This window comes from Pedobacter rhizosphaerae (genome assembly GCF_900111155.1).
Classification (GTDB): Bacteria; Bacteroidota; Bacteroidia; order Sphingobacteriales; family Sphingobacteriaceae; genus Pedobacter; species Pedobacter rhizosphaerae.
On record NZ_FOGG01000001.1, the window covers coordinates 223,853 to 234,885 of the forward strand.

Annotated in this window: 9 protein-coding genes; 5 read left to right on the forward strand and 4 right to left on the reverse strand. The window is 40.3% G+C overall.

Annotation, left to right across the window (positions count from 1 at the left end; translation table 11 throughout):
- Positions 1–16: 16 nt before the first annotated feature.
- From BMX11_RS00985 to BMX11_RS01005, 5 genes are read left to right on the forward strand one after another with little or no spacing between them, the layout of a single operon-like run.
- Entirely contained in the window at positions 17–3,601 is a 3,585-nt protein-coding gene (locus tag BMX11_RS00985; RefSeq protein ID WP_090879980.1) for a response regulator, read from the forward strand.
- Positions 3,602–3,611: 10 nt separating this feature from the next.
- A complete protein-coding gene (locus tag BMX11_RS00990) occupies positions 3,612–3,983 on the forward strand; it encodes a response regulator (protein ID WP_090879983.1) in 372 nt (123 codons plus the stop codon).
- A 3-nt stretch (positions 3,984–3,986) separates the two neighbouring features.
- A complete protein-coding gene (locus tag BMX11_RS00995) occupies positions 3,987–4,805 on the forward strand; it encodes a CheR family methyltransferase (RefSeq protein WP_090879986.1) in 819 nt (272 codons plus the stop codon).
- Complete coding sequence (locus BMX11_RS01000; protein ID WP_090879989.1) at positions 4,790–5,374, forward strand: chemotaxis protein CheB; 585 nt, start codon at positions 4,790–4,792, stop codon at positions 5,372–5,374. Before BMX11_RS00995 ends, BMX11_RS01000 begins: the two co-directional genes overlap by 16 nt.
- A 9-nt stretch (positions 5,375–5,383) precedes the next feature.
- The gene (locus BMX11_RS01005; protein WP_090879992.1) at positions 5,384–5,746 is read left to right on the forward strand and encodes a response regulator; all 363 of its coding nucleotides are present in this window, start codon (positions 5,384–5,386) and stop codon (positions 5,744–5,746) included.
- Between the two features lie 8 nt (positions 5,747–5,754).
- On the opposite strand, the gene BMX11_RS01010 is transcribed toward BMX11_RS01005, so the two are convergent.
- The 4 genes from BMX11_RS01010 to BMX11_RS24890 form a co-directional block, all read right to left on the reverse strand.
- Positions 5,755–6,711 (reverse strand): DUF3137 domain-containing protein, encoded by a 957-nt coding sequence (locus tag BMX11_RS01010; RefSeq protein WP_090879995.1) that lies wholly within the window; start codon positions 6,709–6,711, stop codon positions 5,755–5,757.
- On the reverse strand, positions 6,711–7,265 hold the full coding sequence (locus BMX11_RS01015) for a LemA family protein (protein ID WP_090879998.1): 555 nt from the start codon (positions 7,263–7,265) through the stop codon (positions 6,711–6,713). The genes BMX11_RS01010 and BMX11_RS01015 overlap by 1 nt, the downstream gene beginning before the upstream one ends.
- Positions 7,266–7,324: 59 nt before the next feature.
- Positions 7,325–9,142: a hypothetical protein gene (locus tag BMX11_RS01020; protein WP_090880000.1), complete on the reverse strand. Its 1,818-nt coding sequence runs from the start codon at positions 9,140–9,142 to the stop codon at positions 7,325–7,327.
- Between the two features lie 64 nt (positions 9,143–9,206).
- Complete coding sequence (locus BMX11_RS24890; RefSeq protein ID WP_090880002.1) at positions 9,207–10,994, reverse strand: DUF748 domain-containing protein; 1,788 nt, start codon at positions 10,992–10,994, stop codon at positions 9,207–9,209.
- Between the last annotated feature and the right edge of the window lie 39 nt (positions 10,995–11,033).

An 11,033-nucleotide genomic window follows, 5' to 3' on the forward strand; every position in this document is an offset into this window, starting at 1 on the left:
ATCTCATTACTTATAAATGAAAACAACTCTTAAAAACAATCTGCGTTTAGGCCTGGGCTTGTCGTTAATTATCCTTTTTATCAGTTCGCTTGCCTCTTACGTTAGTATCAGAAATTTAATTAAGAGCACCGAACTGGTTAAGCACAGCGATGAGGTTATCCTGAATGTCGAAAATCTTATCTCTTCTTTGAAGGATGCGGAAACAGGACAACGGGGATACTTGTTAACCGGGAATAAGGTTTTTTTAGAACCTTACACTGGTGCCAGTGATAGTGCTGCTCATATTCTAAATAGATTAAGCACCTGGACAAAGGACAATGCACTTCAGCAGAAATATGTCGCGGAATTAAGGAACATCTTAGTGAAACGCCTGGATATTATTAAGTCTACGGTTGAAATTAAGTCGCTGGGCGGGCAAATTGATCCAACAGTGCTATTTCAGGGTAAAACCTATATGGATCAGGCCCGGGATATTGTGAAGCGGATGACTGACGAAGAGAAGCGCTTATTGGAAGAAAGAACGGTTGAGCTGAATAAATTAACTGCTTTCACTCCCATATTGATTATGATCGCTGCATTGTTAGCGGTGCTCATTACCTTGTTTTTTTACCGCAAGGTATCCGTTGATTTTGATGAACGCGTAAAGCTCCAGCATGAAATTGAAGAGAAGAAATACGAAATGGAGAAACGTATTGTGGCCATCAAAGAAATTGCTCATCAAATTTCGGAAGGCAACTATGGTGTTACACTGGATAGCCAGACCAGAGATGATATCGGAGAACTTTCCGAATCGTTAAACAACATGTCTGCATCCTTAAAAAAATCTTTCGATACCCTGGAGGAGAATGAGTGGCTGCAAACCGGAGTGGCCAATCTGAATGTTAAAATGGTTGGCGAGAAGGATGTTTTCCATCTTGCAGATGATATTATTGAATTTTTAGCCGCCTATACCAAAAGCCAAATCGGTGCAATTTATTTGTTTAAGGATGATGGCTATTTGCATTTAAAGGGGAAGTATGCCTTGCAAGCACAGCAGCTGGACCCGGTTTTGGAAATAGGGCAAGGTTTGGTTGGTCAAGTGGTTAAATCGGGTAAAAGAATCTTGTTAGATGATGTACCTCAATCGGAATTAACGATTACCCACGCCACGGGGAAAATTAAGCCCGCTCAATTGGTTATTCTGCCTATTATCAGAAATGAAATCACCATTGGCGGGATAGAACTCGGAACTATAAATGCATACAGTGATTTACAGTTACACTTTTTAAACCTGATTATTTCTGATGTAGGTACGGCATTATTAGGTGCACAAAACAGGCAGAAACTACAGCAATTGCTGGAAGAAACCCAGGCACAGTCGGAGGAGTTACAAGTTCAGCACAATGAACTGGAGGGGATGAATGCGGAGCTGGAGGCCCAGGCACAGAAACTTCAGGCATCAGAAGAAGAGTTAAGGGTTCAACAGGAAGAATTACTGCAGAGCAACCAGGAATTGGAAGAGAGAAGCAGCTTGCTGGAAGAGAAAAATGAATTAATTGAAGAGCGAAACATCGAAATCCAGCAAAAAGCTGAAGCGCTGGAGCTCAGTACCAGATATAAATCGGAGTTTTTGGCCAATATGTCTCACGAGTTGAGAACGCCATTGAATTCCATTTTACTTTTGTCGAGATTGATGGCCGAGAATGAGGAGATTGATAGCGAGCATAAAGAATATGCCGAGGTTATCCAAAGCTCGGGGCAGGGTTTGCTCAGTTTGATTGATGAAATTTTAGATCTTTCTAAAATTGAGGCCGGTAAAATGGAGCTTGACCGGGCAAACATTAAAGTAGAAGAGGTGGTACTCAATATGCGTTCACTTTTTAATCCGCTTGCCAAAGAAAAGAATTTAGCCCTGGTTATCGATCAGGCTGCAGATGTACCCGAGTTTTTTCATACCGATAGAATGCGCCTGGAACAGATATTGAAAAACCTGCTTTCCAATGCGATAAAGTTTACCACCGAAGGCTCAGTTAAACTAAATATTACCAAAAATGAGAAGCTGGATGCCCTGATTTTTAAGGTAGCGGATACAGGCGTGGGGATTGCTCCAGAGAAGCAGGCCATGGTGTTTGAGGCTTTCCAGCAAGCAGATGGCTCTACCCGTCGCAAATTTGGTGGAACAGGTTTAGGCCTTTCTATAAGCCGCGAATTAGCCAAACTATTGGGCGGATATATCGATTTAAAAAGTAAGGAAGGAGATGGAAGTGTATTCACCCTAACCTTGCCTATAGATAAAAATAAAGGTATTGAGCAGTTTGATACACCAGTAGAGAAATTGGCGCCACCAGTTTCAGATCTTACCCCAAAAACAAGTAACCTAACAGTTCACCATATCCCACAGGATGTGGAAGATGATAGAGATAACATCCATCCAGACGATAAAGTGATTTTGATTGTGGAGGATGATACACCTTTTGCCAAAACCTTGCTTGATTTTACCCGGAAAAGAAATTACAAAGGGCTGGTGGCCGTGCGTGGTGATGCGGGTATAGAGTTAGCAAGGGCCTATAAACCCCTGGCCATATTGTTAGATATACAGTTGCCCGTAAAAGATGGTTGGCAGGTTATGGAAGAGCTGAAATCTGATCCGGAAACGCGTCCTATTCCTGTACACATCATGTCTTCTCTACAGGTTAAAAAAGAAAGCTTGTTGAAGGGGGCAGTAGATTTTATCAATAAACCATTCGCTTTTGAACACATGCAAGAGGTTTTTCAAAAGCTGGAACATGCCCTTAGCCGTCACCCTAAAAAGGTATTGATTGTAGAAGAGAATGAGCAACATGCAAAAGCCCTGAGCTATTTCTTAAGCAATTTCAATATTCAAACCGAAATTGTAAATCAGGTAAATGAAGGCGTTTCTGCCCTGCATAAACCAGAAGTCAATTGTGTAATCCTGGATATGGGTATTCCGGATAAGCATGCTTATGAAACCCTGGAGGTAGTAAAGAAAACTCCAGGACTAGAAAACCTGCCGATTATTATTTTTACAGGAAAGAACCTATCCAAGGGAGAAGAGAATAGAATTAAGCAGTATGCAGATTCTATTGTGGTTAAAACGGCACATTCTTACCAGCGTATTTTAGATGAAGCCGGTTTATTTCTGCATCTTGTAGAAGAAAAAAATAAGGATAAACGCAAAACACCTAAAAAGTATTCGGAGTTACAAGATGTTTTAAAGGATAAGACGGTGCTGGTGGCTGATGATGATGTGCGTAACATATTTTCACTGACCAAAATACTGGAACAACACCAAATGAAAGTTTTGGCCGCTACAGATGGCAAGGAAGCCCTTAAAATGCTGGAAGAGCATGAAGTGGTTGATGTGGTGCTGATGGATATGATGATGCCAGAATTGGACGGTTATGAAACTACTACCGCCATCAGGCAGAATATTAAATACCGGAATTTACCTATTTTAGCCGTTACAGCCAAAGCTATGATGGGAGATCGTGAAAAGTGTATTGCAGCCGGAGCTTCTGATTACATCAGCAAACCAGTAGACATGGATCAACTGGTATCTCTTTTACGAGTTTGGTTATACGAAAATCATCACAACGCTTAATTATTATTTTATGCCTCTAAAAACAGTATTGATAATAGATGACGATAACCGAAACATTTTTGCCCTAAAAGCTGTATTAAAAGCCAAAGGTTTTGATTGCTTATCCGCTACTAGTGCGCAAGAAGGTTTCACCCTTATCGAGAATAAAGAAAAGGTAGACATTGTATTGATGGATATGATGATGCCGGATATGGATGGTTACCAGGCTATTTCTGCGATGAAAAAATCAGGACATATGCAAAATATTCCGGTTTTGGCGGTAACTGCACAGGCCATGGTAGGCGATAGAGAGCGCTGTTTAAGTGCCGGTGCTTCGGGCTATGTTTCAAAACCTATAAATGTTGATGAGTTGTTAATGCAGATAGAAAAGTTTACTTCCTAACCCGTGATAGTGGATGCAATAGATAATGAACAGGTTAACCTGTTGCTGAATGATGTACTGGAAACTCATGGTTATGATTTTTTAGCGTATTCTCCTGCTTCAATAAAGCGGAGGATTACCCGTTTATTTGCGCTCGATAATTTTGTCAGCTTTGCCGAATTTCGCTATACTGTTAGAACAGATAAACAGTATTTTAAACGTTTCCTCGAAGAAATCACAGTTAACGTAACCGAGATGTTTCGTGATCCTGGATTTTACAAAGCCCTGCGCAATGAGGTGCTCCCCAATTTGGGTACCTATCCCTTTATCAGGATTTGGGTGGCGGGTTGTTCTACTGGTGAGGAAGCTTATTCTTTAGCCATTGTACTTAAAGAGCTTAATTTGTTAAGCAAATCGTTAATTTATGCTACAGATATCAACCCATCTGTATTGGAGAAGGCAAAAAAGGGTATGTTCCCTTTAAATTATTTGAAGGGCTATTCTGAGAATTACCGCCAATCTGGGGGGGCAAAAGACTTTACAACTTATTATACGGCAAATTACTCTCTGGCAAAATTCGATGAAGGGTTAAGCAGCAAAATGATATTTTCTACGCATAATTTAGTTTCAGACCACTCCTTTAACGAGTTCCAGTTGATTATGTGCCGGAATGTACTGATTTATTTCGATAAGGACCTTCAGCATAAAGTTTTTAACTTGTTTGATAATAGCCTGGAAAATCTCGGATATTTGGCCTTAGGCAGTAAGGAGAGTCTGGATTTTTGGCCCAGGGCTAAGGAATATAAAAGAGTAAAAACGGAGAAAATATGGCGGAAACTTTAAAAGAACCCAAATGTGGTGCCATTGTTATTGGCGGCTCTGCCGGGAGTTTAGACGTGCTGTTAGAAGTTTTCCCTGCGCTAAAGGCCGACCTTAACATTCCCATTATAATCGTGGTTCACCGCAAGGGCAGTTCCGAATCTCTTTTAACGGACCTTTTGCAGAGTAGAACTGCTTTAAAAGTTCTGGAAGCCGAAGAAAAATCCCTGCTGGAAGGCGGAAAAGTTTATATTGCTCCGGCAGATTATCACCTGCTTGTTGAAGATGATCATACTATTTCTTTAGATTATTCTGAAAAAATAAATTATTCAAGGCCATCTATTGATGTTACCTTTCAGTCTGCTGCAGAGGTGTTTAAGGGCGATTTGGTATGCATTTTGCTTTCTGGATCTAACGCCGATGGAGTGGAAGGATTAAAAATTGTAAACAATTTCGGCGGGAGAGTGGTTATACAGAATCCAAATACCGCAATAATGCCGTATATGCCGCAACAAGCCAGTATCGCGGTAAAACCCAATTTGGTTTTAGATAGTTTTGAGATGGCTGAATTTATAAATGGTTTACGTGGATAATAAAAATTAATGGCAGTGAAGAAAGTATTTGTTTTTGACGATAATAAGGATATTCTCGATTTATGTACCTTCATTCTGGAGGATGCGGGTTATGAGATCAGAACATCCGAAACGGCTAATAATATCGAGCAGCAGGTTTCAGAATACATGCCTGATCTCATTTTTATGGATAACTGGCTTCCTGATCTGGGCGGAATTCAGGCCACTAAGGCCATCAAACAAAACCCGGATTTAAAGCATATCCCGGTAATTTATTTCTCTGCAAATAATGATATCTCTGCTTTGGCCAATGAAGCTGGTGCAGATAGTTATTTATCCAAGCCCTTTGATATTTCCACTTTAGAAGAGATTGTAAAGAAACACCTCAGCTAAAGGGCAGATTAATTTTCACCCCAAATTCTGGTGTTCAAATCAAGTTCCTGAACAATATCGTACATAAACTTGATTGCCGCAATATCGTCATCCAGCAGTTGCGGATTAAGCAAGGTTTTAAAAATAGGGGCTTCGAAATAATTTCTGTCTAAGGGAAATCCAATGTACATCCTCGATTCAATAAAAGAGAGACTGATGGCATATTTGGCGCTGTTGTGGAGATTTAGAATCCTTTCCATCATGGCTGGTGTTAGAATATACCTGGCCTCTACCTGATCTGTGGCGTACGTTACAAAGGCTTTGTCAAAATCGGTATTTTCCAGTTTTACCAGGTCTTTATTTCCAAAAGAGAATAAGTTACTGGAAAACCAGGCTCCCAAAGCGGCACCAAAATCTTTCGGTCGGATAACGGTAACCCCCTTAAAGTTTTTATTAAAATCGGCTACGAAGATCATGCCTTTAAAAATGTCGTGCCATTCGGTTCGGGTACCGTTTTTGGTTTGGTGAACGGTTTTATACTCGGCATGTACCTCTGCAAAGTAAAATCCGGTTTTTCCGGCAATGCCACTTACTAAATCTTCTGTTTTATAACGGTCGGGATTTTTGGTAAACAGTTGCGAATACACGAATTCCTGAGCCAAAATCCCTTCATAAGGCTTAAGTGTGAGGCTGGGATCCAGAAACTTTAATGCCGCACCAATTACATTTTGTTTATAGGCATCTTTATAGGCATGCAGTTCATCACCTATGCGGTAAAGAATGATACCCCCAACAAGGCCAAGCGCAATTAATGCGACCACACCGGCAGCTGGAAAGCCCAAAACAAAGCCTAAAATAAGCAGTAAAACCCCTAACCCAATGCCCAGGTAGCCTTTGGTTTGGGCCGCAGAAATTTTCTTGCGTTCAACTTCCATTGCAGCCAATACATTTTGCAAGGCTACATTGTTCTTTACGTCAAATTGCATTAATTGTTAAAAAGCTCTTTTGCACTGATGTTTTTACGCTCTTCAGCTGCGGTTTCTAAAACCGTTTCCGGACGGAAATTCAGCATACCAGCAAATAAACTTCCCGGGAACATCATAATGGCATTATTATAATCGGTTACTGCCGAATTATACGTTCTGCGGGCTGCTGCAATCTGTTCTTCACTTTCTGTCCAGGTGGTTTGCAGGTTAATAAAATTGGTATTGGCCTTTAAATCCGGATAGTTCTCTACATTAAGCATCAGCCCATTAATGCTGCTGCCTAGCTGCGTATCAATTTGCGCTCTTTCCGCATCGCTCACGTTGCCAGAGGTGGCTTTAGCCCTGAGTTCTACTATTTTAGTTAGCGTACCTTGCTCGTAGTTGGTGTATTGCTTTACCACCTCAACCAAATTGGGGATAAGGTCAAAGCGCTTCTTAAGCATAACATCAATAGCCGAAAATGCATTGGTAACCTGGTTTTTTTTACCAATAAGAGAATTGTAGAAGAAGATACCGATTAACACCAGGAAACCGATAACAATTGCGATAATCATAGTTTGTTTTTTTAAGGTTTAGAGTATAAATATAAAAAAAGGTTACAATTGTTTGGGTGTTACCGGCGATGCTGTTTTTCTAAACGCTCTTTTTGTTGCCTTCTTTTCAGCCTTTTTTGTTTGCGTAACAGGTGGTTTTCTCTCATTTGCTTAAAATTGGCAATGTGTTGCTGTATTTCTGCCTGCTTTTCTTCGGTAACGCCTACGCTGTGTTTAATTCCAATGTAAAGGCTACGCCAGATGAGATTAAAGAATGAGGTATTGGAAGGGCGTTGATAGTTTACATCTGCGGAGATGAATTTTCCATCTCTTGATGGATTTTCGGAATTAATAATCAGTGCATTGGCCAATATAGACAGCAGCCCCCGGGTAACCAGGTGGTCTTTTTCCGGATCATTACGCATTAAGGCAACCGAGAGGTCGTAATAAGAGAAATCTACTTTACCCCTGGCACCAAAGTCGTTGGCGTTAAAATTGAATTTAAGCTTCTCCACATTGCCGCGATTAATTCTAACTAAACCTAGCGGCTTTGTAATGGAATTTAAAACTCGGGCATTAAAGTTTTGTAAAACACCGCTGTAGGCAAAAGTGCCATCCCGGGCTAATAGGTTGAATTTAAAATCTACGTCGAGCTTTCCTTCGCCAAGTAAATAGGACGTAAGCTTTACATCCATAATGGGCTTCCCGGCTTTAATTTTAGCAATGTTGGTCGCATTGCGGATAATTCCTGAAGTTTTTTCAAAACTAATTTTTCCGCGTTGATTACTCTCCTTGTTATAGGCCGCGTAGGTAATGTCAATATCCTTTAACTGTATTTTCTCTGCCAGTATGGGCGCATTTATTTTTTGCAAAAGCTGATGCGGAAAGCGGCCAATTTTGTTTACATCGGGTTTTGGTTGAAGTGCGTTATTAGCGAAAACAGAAACAAAACCATTGGCAATGGCCATTTCTTTGGTTCGAAGCTCTTGTTTGCTGATGTAAAGGGGAAGATTAATTCCGTTCATCATGATGTCGTTCATCTGAATGCTGAATCGATCTCTGGCATAACCTGCTACCTGGCCAAATTCCATTTCGCCATGTAAAGGCTCCAAGGCAAATTTATTTATCCGCAGTTTTCCTGTTGAAGCCCTAAAATCCAGCTGGTTCAATTTAATGTGGTACATTTTATCGGGTGTAGGATAAACGTAATCTTTAAGGTTGATCACCACATCTTTAAGTAGATACAATCGTTTAGGATCATCGGCCGAGGTAGAATCTACCAGTAAATCGATCAAAGAAATATTCAGGTCGTCTATGGTAAACGGAACCTCGTTACCAGCATTTTTGTTGATGTATTTAAAGCTCGCGTCCCTAAAAAGGATGTTTTTGATGCTGAATTCCTTTAAGTTTTTTGAGATGTATTCGTATGGCGATTTCATGGGTCTAAGCGGACGATCTTCATTGAAATCGAATTGCCTGTTTACCATGGTCACCTCTGGTTTATCAAACACCACTTCTTCCAGCTGTAATTTATGTTCGCGATAAAGTGTTAAGGGATGAAACCGGTTAACCACCAGTTTTTTTAGTTTTATACTGTAGAGGTTATTGGGGGCTTTTTTCAGTTTAATCAGTTCATTATACCTTAGGGTGTCTGGCGTAATGATTACATTTTTGAGTGTGGCGTGCCCGGTGAAGATATTGGTAGTAACCGTTGTAAAGTTTATGGTATAGAGGCTATCAGTAGAGGTGTACAGCAAGGTTTTAATTCTATCTGTAAGTAAAGGCCTCGATTTAACATTTAAAAACCATGCCGTAGCCGCTAAAACGGCAAAAACCACTAAAGATATGCCTGCAAGCCATTTTATTAGTCTGAAGCGATGATTAGAAGTATTCGGCATTTAAAAAATGGGAAATGTTTACATAGCAATATACATTTTAAATTGCTTTGTTGAAAAGTGTCAATCAATTTTTCTCTCGCCTTGCTTTTCTGGCTTCCTTTCTATCGGCCCTTTTCTGTTCTCTTATTTTCTTGGCAACCACCTTTTGTTGTTTCACCGGGTCTTTAACGGGTACAATTCCTACGCCTACAATATCTCTGATGCCAACGAAAATGGTTTTCCACATCAGGTTAAAGAAAGAGGCCGATTTTATTCTCGTGTTGGTCATGGTAGCCGTTCTTGGGCTTTCTCCTTTGGAAGGGTTTTCATCCTTCACCAGGATGGTGTTGGCCAAAAAGGAGAGTAATCCCTTTTCCTTGGTGCCTTCGCCATCAATATTATCAGAAAGCATTTTAACTTTTAAATTGTTATACCGCATATTCAGCGTTCCCGAAGCATTTCTTTGGTTCCCGTTAGCCTTAAAATCTATATGTTGCACGCGGCCACGCTCAATCTCTACCAGCCCCAGTGGTTTTGAAAGTGGGTTAAGTTGAGTAAGATCGAAGTTGTCCATGCTGCCACTGTAAGCAAATGCCCCATTTTTATCGTTCAGGTTGAAATCAATTTTTACATGCAGTGCCCCGCTTCCCATTAAGCTGGTGTGCAGGCTGGCAATGGCATGATTTTGTTTCAATAACCTTAAACTATCATTGGTTACGTTGAGGATGTCTCCATGGAGCGATTTGAAATCAACCGACCCTGTCTTTTTACTGGCAGGGTTGTACTCCCCGTATTTCACATCCACGTTTTTTAACCTAACGGTATCTATGCGAATGGGGAATGCTAATCTCCTTAAGGCTACATGAGGAAAATTTCGCCCCTTATCCAATCCTGAAGATGGCGGAGATTCACGACTCATAAATACCGCTACCTGTGCCGGACCAATTCTTAGCGACCCTGCATGGAGTTTTTGATCGGTATTGAGCGCTACAAAGTCTACCTGCCTCAGTTCTATCTGCTGGAAATTTAAGTTGTAGCGGTCTTTCTGAACATTGTATTTTCTGCTGAAGGCAAGTTCTGGATAAAGTGGAGTTAGCTTTAAACCTTTAATGGTTATTTTTTTTTTTGCTGTAGATCCATTGATGCTATCTATCCGCATGTTGTACATTTTATCTTTAGTAACCGATTTGTACCCAGCAATATCAAAGGCAATATCTTTGGTGTAATAAAAACGGGTGGTATCGTTGGCCGATAAAGAATCTAAAAGAAAGTCTTTAACCGATACATTGAGGTGTTTTATAGAATTCACCACTTTTTTACTTCCCGCTTTATTGATGTAATCGAAATCGGCATCAACAATTTTAATGGTGTTAATGTGGATGGATTTTAGGGTTTTGGATAGCTGTTCGTATAGGGACTTTTCTACTTTGGTGGTATCTGGTTTTTTAGTCACCTTACTAAAGGTTACATTAATGGACGGTTTTTCGAGGATAATGGCACCTACAATTGCCTGTTTTTTAAAATAGGCCGTTAAAATACCAACGCGACTAACCTGGAGCTTCTTCAGTTTAAGCTCAAAGGTATGCGCTGGTGCACGATGCTGGATTTTTAAACTATCGTATACCTTTTGGTTTGTGCTGAGGGTAACATTTTGCAATGCCATGCTCCCGGTAAGAATATTGATGCGAACATCTTTAAAATCTATATTATACAAATGATTGGAGCCGTTATATACGCCTTCCTTAATTTTTTCCGTAAGAATAGGTTTCCATTTGGCATTGATAAATATGGCTCCAAAGGCTAAAATTAATACTAATGTGCCGAATATGGAACCAATCCAAACCCAAATGCGGTTTCTTTTCTGAACATCCATTTTTTTTGGTTTTCATTTAGAACAGATATAGGGGGTAAA